Source organism: Paenibacillus chungangensis, from assembly GCF_042675905.1.
Lineage (GTDB): Bacteria > Bacillota > Bacilli > Paenibacillales > Paenibacillaceae > Pristimantibacillus > Pristimantibacillus chungangensis.
Genome location: NZ_JBHTJZ010000011.1, coordinates 140,733 through 154,401, shown reverse-complemented (window position 1 = coordinate 154,401; position 13,669 = coordinate 140,733). Strand labels below are relative to the sequence as shown.

Genomic DNA, 13,669 nt, shown 5'->3' with positions numbered 1-13,669 from the left:
AATTGCTGACTGAAGTTGCGAACTATTTTCGAGAGAATTAAGAAGAGGGCTATGAGCAATTCAACATTTGACATGCTATGATTACCCAATCCTCTCATTGAGCCAAGCATATACTATAGAAGAATGGTAGAGAGGAGGGTGCCTATGTCCGCCAGAGTTGAAATTAGTGGTTGGAATCGCAGAAGAGTAGGGGGCGCATTCAAGCGTCGCCATCGTCGCAGACGGCGCTTTTTTGATGATTCCGCAGTAGAAGGTATTCAGGAAGCAGGCAAGGTGCTTGGCACTGACTTTAATAATCTCAGGAAGAGATGCAAGGCAAGAAAGCTTGCAGCAGCAATTCGTCATTGCGATGCAAGAGCGGTGAATAGTTTATTCGATTTTCCATGCAGAACAGTATGCTTTTTTAAAAGGCCAGGTTATGACTGTGTGAAAATTTGTTGTTTGTTCGGCAGGGGCAGTGTGAATATTACGCTTGATATTTGCGTGAGTCAACGAACCGGCGATATCTGTTTTGGCCTTTGATGCACTTATGCAGAGAGGACTGTTCCGTCACATAACGTGAGACAGTCCTCTCTTCTGTATGATGTGGATTATAGGGTGCGGGATACCGAACGCAGCTTCTGCAGCACGTCGATGTAGTAGCTGACGTCGCGGGGGACGAACTGGTCGGCCCGGATACTTCGTTCGCTGGACATCAGGCGGAGATGACCTGTCGGGGAATTGGGGGCGATAGCGAGCCTGACCCCTTGGGCGGCTATCTCCTCCAGCTCCCCCTTGAACAAGGCGAGCAGCTCTTCGATGTCGGCTTCGTATACGCCGGCGACTTCCTCTGGCTGCAGGCGAAGTTCCATTAGCGGAATATCGCAGAGGAGTCCGAACACATCGCTGACCTCCCGGTCGATGAACAGCTTCCCGTTCACATACCCGCTCTCTTCTTCCCGTACTTGCCCGAGAGGGACAAGCTGCTGGAAGCCGGCAGACACACCGAGCTCTTCCTCTAGCTCGCGTACCCCGTCTTGCATGGTTTCGCCGGCAGACAGATGACCGGCGACAGTAATGTCATAGCAGCCGGGATTCGTATCCTTGTCAGCATGGCGCTGCTGGAAGCGCACGAGCTGCCTACTTCCCTCATAGTGGGTCAGCCAGCAGTGGAAGGTGCGGTGCCAATGGCCCAGCCTATGGGTCTCCTCCCGTGTTGCCGTTCCCAGCTGATTCATCTCTTGATCATAGATGTCGAATCTTTCTTCTCTCATGCGTTAAGCACCAGCTTCAAGCTGGGAAGTGCAATGCTTGCAGCGTGTCGCTTTAACCGGCACTTTGGACAAGCAATGCGGACATTCCTTCTCCGTAGGAGCCGGGGCGGCCTCTTCCTGCTTCTGCTTGCGGCGCAGCCTGTTGATTCCTTTCACAAGGAAGAAGATAGCCATCGCGACGATCAGGAAGTCCAGCACAACGTTAATGAATTGCCCGTAGTGGATGGCGGGTACGGCCGCCAGCTCATCCCCGCTCAGCCCTTCTGTTTTTTCTAAGTATATCTTCAAGTCCTTGAATTCCTTACCACCCAGAATCATTCCGATAGGCGGCATAATGATGTCGTTGACCAGTGAGGTCACAATTTTGCCGAATGCCCCGCCGATGATGACACCAACCGCAAGATCTACGACATTGCCACGCATGGCAAATTCTTTAAACTCTTTTGCCATCTTCATGATTTATTCCTCCCATACTCATTGAATGCCTATCTATTAAGCAGATAGTTTATTATACCAACAGCCCTTGAAAGTAGTATACCTTAAATCTAGCAATGTGAGACTTTCTTACCATGGTTGCAGAGTGGAAAGCAGCCAGAAGTGGTGCTGTAAGCGATGAGGCATCGGCTGGAGAACGAAAAGTGTTCGAATGGCGAGCTGTAGGCGATGTCACATTGGTTGGAGTACTATTTTCTTATGAAGGGCGCTCGCATAGGCTGATGAGATGAGTGAGCCGCCCTTATTCAACAGATTGTTACAAGCATGGCATGAAACGAAAAGGATTTTCTGGTAATTTGTCGAACTTCCTATTTAAAGAAAATTGGAAGCATAAGGATATTCCATCCAATCCTTAGGAGGAGCATGATGAAAGCAATGATCTTGCAATTGAATCCTTTTTATATCATTCTCGCGTTGACTATAATCTGTTACGCGGCTTATGCCATGTTCAGTATGATTGATCATTCGAATTCCACTAGCAGTCAAGCTCGTACAGGGTGGGTTGTTGGCGCGGCAAGCTTACTGACTCTCGGCCATTGGACGATGCATATTGTTTTGATGCTTGCATCGGATTACATGCTCGTCATCGCTTGGAACGTGTTCCTGCCTTTTTTTCTTTCTGTTCCAATCACCTTCTTTGCGCTGTCCTTTTATTTGCACAAGCCGTGGGGGCGCAGCCGCCAATGGTTATGTGCTATGATGATGTCCGCTTCTTCCGTCATTGTTCATGTTTTGACGCAATGGACGGAAGCGATTGAACAGTTCTCCGTGAATCTTGTCTTGCTGTCGCTATCTATTTTATTGCATGCTTCGGGAATATGTATAGCATTAGTGATCTACAGCATGAAGAAGAAATATTACCGAATGATTAGCGGAGTCGTAGTCGGCATATCCACAATGATGCTTCATAAGCTGAGCCTGGAGTCTGTCGTTGTGAAGTACGAGCACATTCTCACGATGGACCGGATGAACGACTACTTGCTGCTTATAGCCTTTATTCTGTCGGTGACGACGCTGTTGTCCCTTATATTCGGGTATACGTCGTGGCTGAATACACGTAATTATATGATAATCAACAAACAATACAAACAGCTTGTAGACAATTCGGTGGATACGATCGCGCTGATTAAAGACGGCAAGTGGGACTATATGAATCCGTCTGGCCTGCGCATGTTCGAAGCGGCAGTGGATAGACAATTAGTCGGAACCTCAATCTATACTTTGCTTCAGAATCATCACCGCGAGGAGATGCAGCGCTGGCTTGATCACCAGGAGGATGACGAAGCGGCGGAGCCCGACTTCATGGAAGTTCAGTGGAGGACGCTGAAGGGTAACTTGCTACATACGGAGATTGTGAAGACGAGCACCATTCAATCCGGTGTACATGTGCATCAGTTCATTATTCGTGACATTTCGCAAAGGAAAAAATATGAGAGGCGGATTATTAACGCTGAGAAGCTCTCTATTGCAGGGGAGCTGGCAGCTGGCATTGCACACGAAATTCGCAACCCGTTAACGTCGCTTAAAGGCTTCATGCAGCTAATTGCCACTGGTAGAATTCAACAGAATCGCTACTATCCCATTATCAAGTCGGAACTGATGAGGATTGAATCCATAATCAGTGAGATGCTTATGCTAGCTAAGCCGCAAGTGTACGAATTCAAGCCGCTGAATGTGCGTCAGGTGATGGAAGAGAGCATAACCTCGCTAGCAAAGCAAGCACAAATGCAGCATGTGAGCTTGCAGTATGAGCGGATTCCGGAGCCTTTATGGGTGCTTGGCGTGGACAGTCAGTTGAAGCAGGTATTCATGAACATACTGGAAAATGCGATCGAAGCGATGCCGCATGGAGGCATCGTAAGGATTGAGCTGGCTCCAGAGGAGAAGAATATGGTTCGAATTGTTATTCATGATGAAGGCGATGGCATTTCCGAAGACCAGTTGTCACAAATAGGTCAGCCCTTCTATACGACGAAACAAAAAGGCACCGGACTGGGGCTTATGGTATCTTATAAAATTATTCATAATCATGGGGGCGAAATTACGGCTGTAAGCCAGTTGGAGACAGGAACAACAATGACGATCCGATTGCCGCAACTTGACCAGGATCCGGGCAAGGAGCTATTGAACGATCAACCCTTTCATGTAGTATCCGTATTCGAAAGACGGGAATAATGAGCGAAGAGGCATGTGATTGCCCATGCCCCTTCGATAGAAAGCTGCTTCCTTATTATCTCTCCTTATTGCTGCCCTTATGACGACGGGGATGCTGCATATGCGCTTCAGGATCATCATCGTCATCATGAGGAATGAGCCGCGGGTCGGTACGGCCCTCGTGATGATTGTCGAATTCCAGCTCGACTTGCTTCCATTCTGTCGTTCCCAGCATGGGGTCAGCAGGGAAAACATCCCCTTGCTCCAGCCGCTCGTCGCGCCCCCATTCGTTGCGGTAGACGCCGTCAGCCTTTACTGGTTCACCAGAGATAGGCTCCATTCGATGCTTTTCATGATCATGCTGCTTGCTCACGAAGTGTGCCCTCCTTCTGTTCGCTTATAAGCCATGCTTTGGCACTGCTGCGCGATCCGCTTCGGATTGCAGCTCGCTGGCTCTCGCTTTGCTGTCCAGAGCGCGATCCGCCCGAGATTGCGCCTTACTTGCCGCCTTCTGGCGGTCGGAAGGTTGTTTGCCAGCCATAGGCTATCGCTCCTTCGATAAGTTATGATCCTCAATCCAGATCAGCAATAGTGTGCCACAAGAAGAGGGATTGTATGAATGTCCGGCACGACGAGGGAAGCGCGACTGACTTGAGAGCGAATCATTACCTCCACTTAGAGAAGTCTGAGCTGGCAAGCAGGGCATTCCACATCACGCTCGGTTACTTCCGTTCCGCATGCGGGACAAGGCTCGGAGAATTGGGGAAGAGACCGTAAGGAAGCATCTGAGCTCGGCGAGGCGTCTTCAGAAGCAGTGTCGCCGCTGCGGAGATGGGCGGGTGTGCCGAATAGAGTCTCCACCATCTCGCGCAACGTCTTATACTTGTCAGAGTCGTCCGAAGCGACGCGAATGAATAGGAACATGGCGCCAAGAAGCAATCCAGCCAGAAGCAAGACTACGGTGGTCGCTCCAATGTCGATCCATGTGCTTAAAGGCAATAGGTAGCGGCTGTTCAACCCGATCAGCTCCTGTTCCAGCGGACTTATCCGTTGATGTGATAACGGCTCTCCAGTCTCTTGCCGCCGAACCACATGACGAGCACTGCAGTGATGGACACGAAGATTCGCCATGGTTCCTCCAGCAGGTTGGCTATGTCGAAGCTAATAAGCGAAATAATGAAGATCATTACCGCTTTTCCCATCATGGTGGCTAGCAGAAACGTATGAAATGGCACTTTGCTAAGACCCGATATGACGGTAATAATGACGGATGGAGTGAAGGGAAAGCATGCGAGCAAGAACAAGGGAGTAAATCCTCTTCGCTCTATCCAATTGAAGAACTTCTCCGACTTCGGGAATCTGCGCTGCACCCGCGACTTTACATTCTTGCCGAGGCTCCTGCATATTAAAAATACACAGATGGCTCCTGCGGTAACCCCGATCCAGGAATAAAGAAAGCCGAATCCGAACCCGTAAATGTTCACATTAGCCGCTATAATGAGCACAAGCGGCAGGAAGGGGAGAAACGACTCGATATAGGGAAGCAGCAGTCCAGGTAGAGGGCCGAACTGCGAATAACTTTGCAAGGTTTGCTGAATTTGTTCAATATCCATACGTTGAAGCTCTGCTATCCATTGATTTAACTGACTCATTCACGAACTCCGATCTGCCATAACGTTGCATAAAATAGACCAATCAAAAGGGAAAAATCGCGCTTGTCCTGAAGACGGCCGTATTACAGAAATAGGATTCGTCCAGACAAATTGCAATAATTAAACAATACCAAAATGAAGGCTCTCATGCCAGTGCATGCAAGTCAAAAGCAAACAGCATGGAGCCGAACGCCTTTTCCTTAGAGCTTGTCCGGCAAATCGCCAATATAAAAATCCCCCCGTTCAGCGTTTACGGCTGGACTGGAGGGAATTCGTGCGTATTAAATGAGCAGATTGAAGAGGACGGGATCCTTGTTCAGCTCCAGGTACCGATAGCCTCGCTTCGTCATGCGTGCCAGAAGCGGGCCGTAGTCTTCGCGATGCTTCAGCTCAATGCCCACGAGCGCGGGACCGTTGTCCTTATTGGACTTCTTCGTATATTCGAAGCGAGTAATATCATCGCTTGGGCCAAGCACCTGATCCAAAAATTCGCGAAGCGCGCCGGCTCGCTGCGGGAAGTTGACCATAAAGTAATGCTTATAGCCTTCGTAGATAAGAGAACGCTCCTTGATTTCTTGCATCCGGTCTACGTCATTATTGCCGCCGCTAATGATGCAGACGACGGTCTTGCCCTGAATCTGATCGCGATAGGCATCTAGCGCTGCGATAGGGAGTGCGCCTGCCGGCTCCGCTACGATGGCATTCTCGTTGTACAAGTCAAGCATCGTTGTGCATACTTTACCTTCCGGCACGGCAATGACGTCGTCTATGAGCTCTTGACAAATCGAGAAGGCGAGATCTCCGATGCGCTTTACGGCGGCGCCGTCCACGAACTTCTCGATCTCCTCCAGCGTTACGACTTCGCCTGCATCCAGAGATGCGCGCAGCGACTGTGCGCCCTCAGGTTCTACGCCGACGATACGCGTGGAGGGTGAAATTACTTTCGTATAAGAGGATACGCCGGCAGCCAGCCCTCCACCCCCTACAGTAAGAAATATATAATCCGGCGCATGCTCGGTTCTATCCAGCAGCTCCTGTCCGATCGTGCCGTTGCCGGCAATAATTTTTCGATCGTCGAAGGGGTGGATGAACGCCATGTCGTTACGTTCGCATTCCGCCATCGCTTCGCTGTAGGCGTCATCGAATGTATCTCCGGTCAATATGACTTCAACCTGATTCCCTCCGAAGAAGGATACTTGCTTCACTTTCTGTCTTGGCGTTGTGCTGGGCATAAATATTTTCCCGGGAATGCCTAACGTCTGGCAGGAGTACGCCACTCCTTGCGCATGATTGCCCGCGCTGGCACAGACGACGCCCTTGGACGTCTCCTCAGGTGACAAAGAGCGCATGAGGTGATAAGCTCCTCTTATCTTGAACGAGCGGACCGTCTGCAGGTCTTCCCGTTTCAGAAGCACATTGCAGTTATAGCGTTCCGACAATACGCGACTATGCTGAAGAGGCGTGTGTACAACGACATCTTTCAGATGCATATGTGCCTGAACAATTTCTTCCATACTGATTTTATGAGCGGTGTTCGTATTGGCGTTCATGTTACCATCCTTCCATCAGGGTAGCAGCTATGCTATTCGGATATTATACAATTGTTCCATTATAACATTAAGTAAGTGATAGTGAGGAGAAGTATTCATCGCCTTATGGCGATGTGGGAGAGGAGAGCGGAGAGGTGAGGGCGATTAAACGGATATGGTGGAGCGTTGTTATTTTGGCGCTGCTGATCAGCGGTGCGGCTTGGGGGGCTGTGGCGTATATCGCGCCGGAGCGCGAGCTGGATTTTCAATTGGAGAATGAGAAGGTCGATGTGAAGGAGAAGGCGCTCCATATGGTGAAGCGAATGAAGCCGGAGCTTGTGTTGACGGAATCGGAAGTGAATGATCTGATCAAGCTGGGAATGGAGAAAGAGATGGGCGAGCATGTTCAGATTAAAGGGGTAGACTTTCAATTGGAGAAGGACCGGCTAATCGGCGACATCAACGTGATGTATAGGGAGCGCATACCGGTCGGTGTGAGAGTAGAGTATGAAGTGGATTGGCGGGAGCCGAATCTGGTGCTTCGTCCGGCGATTTTATCATTGAAGGCGATTAATTTGCCGCTGCACTATTTAGAGACAGTTAGTATCCCGCTGGACTTGCCCACCGGTGAAACGTTCGGCGTAGAGGGTGTTCGAATGGAGAAGGACCGGCTTCTGGTGCTGTTTGATATTAAGTTTCCTTTCCAAAGGAAATAGGCAGTGGCAGCCCGCAGTCGGCTAATACGACCTCGAGTCCTGCTTTTACGCGGGACCCGAGGTCTTTCTGTTACGTTAACCGATGCAGTGACCAGACAATTCCTTCGCCAGTTCCACCGAGATCGAGCGCGATAGTAAGTCCGTTCGCTTCATAGAATAAGCCGATTTCATCACCTGCATTAAGATCAACTTCACCTGCTAATGTGACTAGGCCATTGCCGAGAACGGCTCGCAAGGCCAATACTAGCGCAACATTCACATCTAATACAGGGAATAAGCCTGTGACAAGATCCGTTGCAACGGGAGAAGTTCGCCGTATTGTGAAAGCGGGATTAATTCCTGCGCCTATTGAAATTGAAACGGTTGCGGTGGTCTCGTAATTGATCGTTGCTGATAGTGAATATCTGCCGGTTGCGGGTACGGTGTATACTCCAGTGGTCGAATTGAAATTAGGGCTACCGTAGTACGGAGAAGTGACGTTCCAGTCTATGATTTGCTGGGAACCAGCTACTCCCGCCGCATTAGTGAAAGCAGAGAAGCCCTCCACCGCCAGGTTTGGTCCGGCAGGCCCTGTGGGCCCTTGCGGTCCGGTGGCACCATCGGCGCCGTCAACGCCGTCCGCGCCATCCGCGCCGGCAGGCCCCGTTGGCCCTTGGGGTCCGGTGGCGCCATCTGCGCCGGCAGGCCCCGTGGGCCCTTGCGGTCCGGTGGCGCCATCCGCGCCTGCAGGCCCTGTGGGCCCTTGCGGTCCGGTGGCACCATCCGCGCCTGCAGGCCCTGTGGGCCCTTGCGGTCCAGTGGCGCCATCGGCGCCATCTATGCCGTCCGCGCCATCTGCGCCTGCAGGCCCCGTTGGCCCTTGCGGTCCAGTGGCGCCATCGGCGCCATCTATGCCGTCCGCGCCATCTGCGCCTGCAGGCCCCGTTGGCCCTTGCGGTCCAGTGGCGCCATCGGCGCCATCTATGCCGTCCGCGCCATCCGCGCCTGCAGGCCCCGTTGGCCCTTGCGGTCCGGTGGCGCCATCCGCGCCGGCAGGCCCCGTGGGCCCTTGTGGTCCGGTGGCGCCATCCGCGCCGTCAACGCCGTCCGCGCCATCCGCGCCTGCAGGCCCTGTGGGCCCTTGCGGTCCGGTGGCGCCATCGGCGCCGGCAGCCCCCGTTGGCCCTTGCGGTCCGGTGGCGCCATCCGCGCCGGCAGGCCCCGTAGGCCCTTGCGGTCCGGTGGCGCCATCGGCGCCGGCAGCCCCCGTTGGCCCTTGCGGTCCGGTGGCGCCATCGGCGCCGGCAGGCCCCGTGGGCCCTTGTGGTCCGGTGGCGCCATCCGCGCCGTCAACGCCGTCCGCGCCATCGGCGCCGGCAGGCCCAGTGGGCCCTTGCGGTCCGGTGGCGCCATCCGCGCCAGTGGGTCCAACAGGTCCAACAGGTCCACCTGGAGGCCCGGTAGGTCCCTGTGCCCCAGTGGCGCCGTCAAGTCCGGCAGGCCCTTGAGGTCCTTGAGGCCCTTCAGGTCCTGCGGGCCCTCGCATTCCAGTGGCGCCGTCCGCGCCATCGGCGCCAGCAGGTCCAGTGGGTCCTTGAGCCCCAGTGGCGCCGTCAAGTCCGGCAGGTCCTTGAGGCCCTTGAGGTCCCATAGCTCCTTTGTGTCCTCGTTTTCCGCGTTTGCCTCTATCTCCTTTTTCACCTGTTGCGCCAGTGGCCCCAGTCGGTCCTTCTGGACCAATGCAAGATGGAGGGAATAATGGTTTTCTGCATTTGCATGGACCGTGGCATCCGCAGCGTCGGTCAACTACCATCAGTTTCCGTGTTTTTTTTGACTTTTGTTTGTTATGAGCAAGGGCTTGCTTGGCGACACACGCTCTTCTTTTCGACAGTTTTCTATGAAAAAGAATAACACGTTTCCTTTTTTTGTTTCTTTTCAATACAGAACACCTCCACAATCAGCTTCGGTATTATACGAACGTGAGGAGAGAAGGGACTGTGTGAATAACCGCTGGCATCTAACATCTTGTTGTCGGCAGCAGCACAATTTGTTCATACTCCTAACCTGTTCACGATAAGGGAACTGCTGTTCACAAGCGAGCCGTCAATGGCAGGAGAGAGGGTGGTGGAATTCATGCCATTATTAATGACCGCAATGGTATCTCCGGCGTTAAATCTTCTAATGGTGTAGCCGGAAGCGGATTGCGGTGTTTCCGTGCTGACTGCCCCGCAAACTGATCCTGTAATGATTGCTCCCCCATTGAGTTGGATTCCGAAGTTGGCGTTCTGTCTGCTGCCGGCAACTACTGTAAACGCAATGGAATAAACCCCCGTATGCTGTATAGTGATGATGCCATTAACATAATTGAACGAGCCTGCCGGCTCCATAAATTCGTTGATGAAGGGGATCGCCTGAAGCGGTGCCAGCGTACTGTCTCCGGTATGACTGAAGTGAGCGGCGACTGCGGCTGGCGGAGAGCCAGTGGCACCAGTCGCACCTGTCGCGCCAGTCGCTCCCATTGGCCCTGTCGGCCCTTGAGCGCCTGTCATGCCGGTAGCGCCTACTGAACCTTGAGGCCCTTGCGCTCCTTGTGCTCCCTGCTGTCCTTGAGGGCCGGGAGGGCCTTGAACGCCTGCATCGCCTTGAGCGCCTTGCGGACCAACAGGTCCCTGAGGTCCTTCCGGCCCTTGAGCGCCTGTCGCGCCTGTTGCTCCGCTTGGTCCTTCCGGCCCTTGAGGTCCCCGCGCGCCTTGAGGCCCCTGAGGCCCTTGAGATCCTTGCAGACCTGCCGGCCCTTGCGGTCCTGCTGGTCCAATATCGCCTTGCGGTCCAGGATCTCCCTGCATGCCTTGCGGTCCTGCTGGTCCTATGGCGCCTTGTGCGCCTACCGGTCCCTGAGGTCCCTGGGGCCCCTGGGGACCGGTAGGCCCAGTTGATCCGGCAGGACCGGGAGGACCTCCGAACGCTCCTGTCGCACCTGTAGCCCCAGTGGCGCCAGTAGCGCCCGTAGCCCCAGTGGCGCCAGTAGCGCCAGTAGCTCCTATCGGCCCGGGCTCTCCTTTACGGCCTCTCTTGCCGCGTTCACCTCGCTTTCCTCGTTCGCCAACGGCGCCAGTAGCTCCTTCGGGGACAGCTGGCCCAATAGGTGCAAGGTAATCTTCCGTATACGAATCGTTAGGACGATTGCGTAGAGTTTCGACGACAATGCGTTCTTTCTTTATTGAGGGACGTTTCCTCCTGGATGAGGCAGGTTTGAATGCTCTAATGGAGACGGGGCGGCTGCGGCGTGTACGTCTGTGCATACGACGACGGTTGGACATGTTCAAACTAGGCACCTCCTACATAATTTCTACATCATACGGGCGATTGTTCCGACCTGACTGGGTGGGACATGTAATCTTCGATAGGCAGATCCCCATTTTATGCAAAATGGGCGATCAGGTATCCATTGATATTTTCAATAGACAAAGAATGAGCAATCAAGTAACATGTCTTTAACTGATTGATAGGGAACCCTATGTGGATGCTATATATCGAGGAGAGATCAGCTTGTCAGACGAATTATTGCTCACATTTCGTTCGCCGCCACTGCCATTCTTTGTGGAGTCCAATAGAGCCACATATAAGCCAGGTGAAGAGCATCCGAACCGGACCAATCTCGGCGTGTTCGACCTGCTGTTCGTGAATAAGGGGACGCTGTATGTAGCGGAAGATAACAGTCGATGGGCACTCGAACCGGGAGACGTGCTCATTTTAAGGCCGGATCGTTGGCATTATGCTTATCAGCCTTGCACGGAGGAGACCGTGTTCGACTGGCTCCACTTCCAGACGGTAGGCGCCTGGGAAGAGACGGAGAATCAACAGCAAGGGACGCTTCGGGGTGATTATTATACGTATGCAATCCGGTTGCCCAAGCGTATGAGACTAACCTATCCCGATGAGGCGAAGCTTATTTTTTCTCAGCTGCATGAAGCTGCGAAGAACTGCTCGCATGGCGCCTTCTGGGATCGCCAGCAGCGATTTCTCCATTTGTTGCAGATGCTGGATGAAGGATGGCGGTCGGATGCGGCGAAAGCTTCTGTATCCGTAGCGGAACGTACCGCCGCTTACTTGAAGCTGAATTACCGTAGCGTTATTACCAATTCCATGTTGAGCGACGTGCTGGAACTTCATATTAATTACATTACTCGTTGTATGACGGAAGTGTTCGGTTGCACGCCACAGCAATACTTGCTCTATTATCGGTTGGATCAAGCGAAGCTTCTGCTCATTAAGACCGATTGGAATATTGCACGCATCGCAGAAGAGACGGGGTTTCGCCAGACTCCCCATTTCTCCAGGCTGTTCGCAGCTCATACCGGTATGCCGCCCTTGAAGTTCCGCAAGCGATTTACGAAGTAATATAATTCTAGTAATCGAGTAAAATCCAATGTTGCTGCTCAGATTCCAGCATCAAATTTTTCCTTTATGCATATTTTTTCACCGAATAACAAAAACTGGATTCAATTACGCAAGCTACAGCGAAGGAGCGACAGCGATGATTGAACGGTTTTCGTTAACGGCGAAGATTGATGAAATTATGGAAAAATTCGATGTGCGAAAGGTGCTGGACGACTACGCCAACCGATACAATATAGCGCCAACGCAAAGTATGTCGATCGTCATGAACGACAGGCATAATGTCCGGGTGGTTGCACAATCCAGGTGGGGCTTATTTCCGTTCTGGGCGAAAGATTCTGTCAATGCGGACTACGAGAAGTTGGGGGAGAAGCCATTCCTTCAACGGATGCTGAAACGGCAGCGTTGTATTGTGCCTTGCAGCGGCTTCTATGGCCAGAAGCAATTCGGTCAGGAGAAGGATCCCAGGGCGATGCATACGATCGTTAACGGCAGGTCGTTATTCGGTGTGGCTGGCATCTATGACTGCTGGCGGAATGGGAGCGGTAAAGAGGTTAGAGCTTTCACCATGCTGACGGCAGCGGCTTCCGGCACCTTGTCCACTTGGCAGCCGCGGGTACCGGTAGTAATGGACGAAGAGGGCATAGAGGCTTGGCTTGATCCCAGAGAGACGGAGATGACCGTGCTGCGAAGACATCTGGAAGGCTTGGACGGACATCTTATGCGTTCTTATCCCGTGACGAATCAAGTACGTAATGATCAGTATGAATCTCCGGAGTGTATCCGAGAGATTCGCATTGACTATGCTTGAGCGAGCGTCATCTGAAGGGATTAGCATTCATGTAGAGCACCCGATAGTATCGTTGGGTGCTCTTCTGTGTAAACATTTGCATAGAGAGAGGATGTCCCGGGAAAGGTATAAACGATGCTTTATATATGGAAGGAGGGATAGGAATGAAGGCGTTAAGATCGATCTGGATCGTCGCTATCCTTTCGCTTATGCTTGTAATGGCTGCCTGCGGAGGCAACGGAGGAGGCAATAAAGCGAATAACGGCGCAGGAACAAATGCCGGAGAACAAAATGGAGCCGCTGTGAATGCCGCTGAGGCGGAAGCGGTCTATAAGCAAAATTGCGTAGGCTGCCATGCGGTTGATTTAGCCGGCGGTGTAGGACCGAATTTGCAGGCGGTCGGCGGCAAGCTGACAGCCGAGCAAATTCATGACCGAATCTACAACGGCGCGGGCGGCATGCCTGCTTACAAGGACCAGCTTAGCAAGGATGAAATCGATGCGCTGACCAATTGGCTGGCTTCAAAAAAATAAGGGATGGCGGGCTGCTCTTTCTATAGAAAGAGCAGTTTTTTTGTGCTTATAAGCAAAATAACGATAGCCGTTCAATATTCCTTATAGACATAAAATGACTATATTTATTGACCATGGAAGGGGACTGTGGTAGTTTTATTAACAGTATATTAAAACAGGGTGGAAAACTA

Annotated in this window: 15 protein-coding genes; 6 read left to right on the top strand and 9 right to left on the bottom strand. The window is 52.4% G+C overall.

Annotated elements, in window-relative coordinates; all coding sequences use genetic code 11:
• The first annotated feature begins 144 nt into the window (after nt 1–144).
• A complete protein-coding gene (locus ACFQ2I_RS10325) occupies nt 145–522 on the top strand; it encodes a hypothetical protein (RefSeq protein ID WP_377564043.1) in 378 nt (125 codons plus the stop codon).
• Nucleotides 523–590: 68 nt separating this feature from the next.
• Here ACFQ2I_RS10325 and ACFQ2I_RS10320 read toward each other — a convergent pair whose 3' ends face one another.
• Nucleotides 591–1,253 carry an NUDIX hydrolase gene (locus ACFQ2I_RS10320; protein ID WP_377564041.1) on the bottom strand — a complete coding sequence of 221 codons (663 nt, stop codon included), beginning with the start codon at nt 1,251–1,253 and terminating at the stop codon, nt 591–593.
• Between the two features lie 3 nt (nt 1,254–1,256).
• A complete protein-coding gene (gene mscL / locus ACFQ2I_RS10315) occupies nt 1,257–1,709 on the bottom strand; it encodes a large-conductance mechanosensitive channel protein MscL (protein WP_377564040.1) in 453 nt (150 codons plus the stop codon).
• A 405-nt stretch (nt 1,710–2,114) separates the two neighbouring features.
• On the opposite strand from mscL, the gene ACFQ2I_RS10310 reads away from it, so the two are divergent.
• The gene (locus ACFQ2I_RS10310) at nt 2,115–3,923 is read left to right on the top strand and encodes an ATP-binding protein (RefSeq protein ID WP_377564039.1); all 1,809 of its coding nucleotides are present in this window, start codon (nt 2,115–2,117) and stop codon (nt 3,921–3,923) included.
• A 55-nt stretch (nt 3,924–3,978) separates the two neighbouring features.
• Here the strand turns inward: ACFQ2I_RS10310 and ACFQ2I_RS10305 are convergent, their stop codons facing one another.
• The 5 genes from ACFQ2I_RS10305 to ilvA form a co-directional block, all read right to left on the bottom strand.
• On the bottom strand, nt 3,979–4,242 hold the full coding sequence (locus tag ACFQ2I_RS10305; protein ID WP_377564249.1) for a transposase: 264 nt from the start codon (nt 4,240–4,242) through the stop codon (nt 3,979–3,981).
• Between the two features lie 57 nt (nt 4,243–4,299).
• The gene (locus tag ACFQ2I_RS10300) at nt 4,300–4,443 is read right to left on the bottom strand and encodes a hypothetical protein (RefSeq protein ID WP_377564038.1); all 144 of its coding nucleotides are present in this window, start codon (nt 4,441–4,443) and stop codon (nt 4,300–4,302) included.
• Between the two features lie 134 nt (nt 4,444–4,577).
• Nucleotides 4,578–4,919 carry a hypothetical protein gene (locus ACFQ2I_RS10295; RefSeq protein ID WP_377564037.1) on the bottom strand — a complete coding sequence of 114 codons (342 nt, stop codon included), beginning with the start codon at nt 4,917–4,919 and terminating at the stop codon, nt 4,578–4,580.
• A gap of 26 nt (nt 4,920–4,945) precedes the next feature.
• The gene (locus ACFQ2I_RS10290; protein ID WP_377564036.1) at nt 4,946–5,554 is read right to left on the bottom strand and encodes a TVP38/TMEM64 family protein; all 609 of its coding nucleotides are present in this window, start codon (nt 5,552–5,554) and stop codon (nt 4,946–4,948) included.
• 281 nt (nt 5,555–5,835) lie between these two features.
• Nucleotides 5,836–7,104 carry a threonine ammonia-lyase IlvA gene (gene ilvA, locus ACFQ2I_RS10285; RefSeq protein ID WP_377564035.1) on the bottom strand — a complete coding sequence of 423 codons (1,269 nt, stop codon included), beginning with the start codon at nt 7,102–7,104 and terminating at the stop codon, nt 5,836–5,838.
• A gap of 134 nt (nt 7,105–7,238) precedes the next feature.
• Between ilvA and ACFQ2I_RS10280 the strand changes: the two genes are divergently transcribed.
• A complete protein-coding gene (locus tag ACFQ2I_RS10280; RefSeq protein WP_377564034.1) occupies nt 7,239–7,799 on the top strand; it encodes a hypothetical protein in 561 nt (186 codons plus the stop codon).
• A gap of 70 nt (nt 7,800–7,869) precedes the next feature.
• Here the strand turns inward: ACFQ2I_RS10280 and ACFQ2I_RS10275 are convergent, their stop codons facing one another.
• Nucleotides 7,870–9,429 carry an exosporium protein gene (locus ACFQ2I_RS10275; RefSeq protein ID WP_377564032.1) on the bottom strand — a complete coding sequence of 520 codons (1,560 nt, stop codon included), beginning with the start codon at nt 9,427–9,429 and terminating at the stop codon, nt 7,870–7,872.
• 400 nt (nt 9,430–9,829) lie between these two features.
• Nucleotides 9,830–11,098, bottom strand: coding sequence for a hypothetical protein (locus tag ACFQ2I_RS10270; protein ID WP_377564248.1), 1,269 nt, complete (start codon nt 11,096–11,098; stop codon nt 9,830–9,832).
• Nucleotides 11,099–11,327: 229 nt separating this feature from the next.
• Between ACFQ2I_RS10270 and ACFQ2I_RS10265 the strand changes: the two genes are divergently transcribed.
• The 3 genes from ACFQ2I_RS10265 (at nt 11,328) to ACFQ2I_RS10255 (ending at nt 13,499) form a co-directional block, all read left to right on the top strand.
• Nucleotides 11,328–12,179: an AraC family transcriptional regulator gene (locus ACFQ2I_RS10265; RefSeq protein WP_377564030.1), complete on the top strand. Its 852-nt coding sequence runs from the start codon at nt 11,328–11,330 to the stop codon at nt 12,177–12,179.
• Between the two features lie 136 nt (nt 12,180–12,315).
• Entirely contained in the window at nt 12,316–12,987 is a 672-nt protein-coding gene (locus ACFQ2I_RS10260; protein ID WP_377564029.1) for an SOS response-associated peptidase, read from the top strand.
• 143 nt (nt 12,988–13,130) lie between these two features.
• The gene (locus tag ACFQ2I_RS10255) at nt 13,131–13,499 is read left to right on the top strand and encodes a c-type cytochrome (RefSeq protein WP_377564028.1); all 369 of its coding nucleotides are present in this window, start codon (nt 13,131–13,133) and stop codon (nt 13,497–13,499) included.
• Nucleotides 13,500–13,669 lie beyond the last annotated feature (170 nt).

What these genes read in the sequence shown, in the direction of transcription:
- ACFQ2I_RS10270 (WP_377564248.1), bottom strand. Translation starts at nt 11,098, where the DNA reads ATGTCCAACCGTCGTCGTATGCACAGACGTACACGCCGCAGCCGCCCC.
- ACFQ2I_RS10305 (WP_377564249.1), bottom strand. Translation starts at nt 4,242, where the DNA reads ATGGAGCCTATCTCTGGTGAACCAGTAAAGGCTGACGGCGTCTACCGC.
- ACFQ2I_RS10310 (WP_377564039.1), top strand. Translation starts at nt 2,115, where the DNA reads ATGAAAGCAATGATCTTGCAATTGAATCCTTTTTATATCATTCTCGCG.
- ACFQ2I_RS10325 (WP_377564043.1), top strand. Translation starts at nt 145, where the DNA reads ATGTCCGCCAGAGTTGAAATTAGTGGTTGGAATCGCAGAAGAGTAGGG.
- ACFQ2I_RS10300 (WP_377564038.1), bottom strand. Translation starts at nt 4,443, where the DNA reads ATGGCTGGCAAACAACCTTCCGACCGCCAGAAGGCGGCAAGTAAGGCG.
- ilvA (WP_377564035.1), bottom strand. Translation starts at nt 7,104, where the DNA reads ATGAACGCCAATACGAACACCGCTCATAAAATCAGTATGGAAGAAATT.
- mscL (WP_377564040.1), bottom strand. Translation starts at nt 1,709, where the DNA reads ATGAAGATGGCAAAAGAGTTTAAAGAATTTGCCATGCGTGGCAATGTC.
- ACFQ2I_RS10290 (WP_377564036.1), bottom strand. Translation starts at nt 5,554, where the DNA reads ATGAGTCAGTTAAATCAATGGATAGCAGAGCTTCAACGTATGGATATT.
- ACFQ2I_RS10275 (WP_377564032.1), bottom strand. Translation starts at nt 9,429, where the DNA reads ATGGGACCTCAAGGGCCTCAAGGACCTGCCGGACTTGACGGCGCCACT.
- ACFQ2I_RS10255 (WP_377564028.1), top strand. Translation starts at nt 13,131, where the DNA reads ATGAAGGCGTTAAGATCGATCTGGATCGTCGCTATCCTTTCGCTTATG.
- ACFQ2I_RS10320 (WP_377564041.1), bottom strand. Translation starts at nt 1,253, where the DNA reads ATGAGAGAAGAAAGATTCGACATCTATGATCAAGAGATGAATCAGCTG.
- ACFQ2I_RS10260 (WP_377564029.1), top strand. Translation starts at nt 12,316, where the DNA reads ATGATTGAACGGTTTTCGTTAACGGCGAAGATTGATGAAATTATGGAA.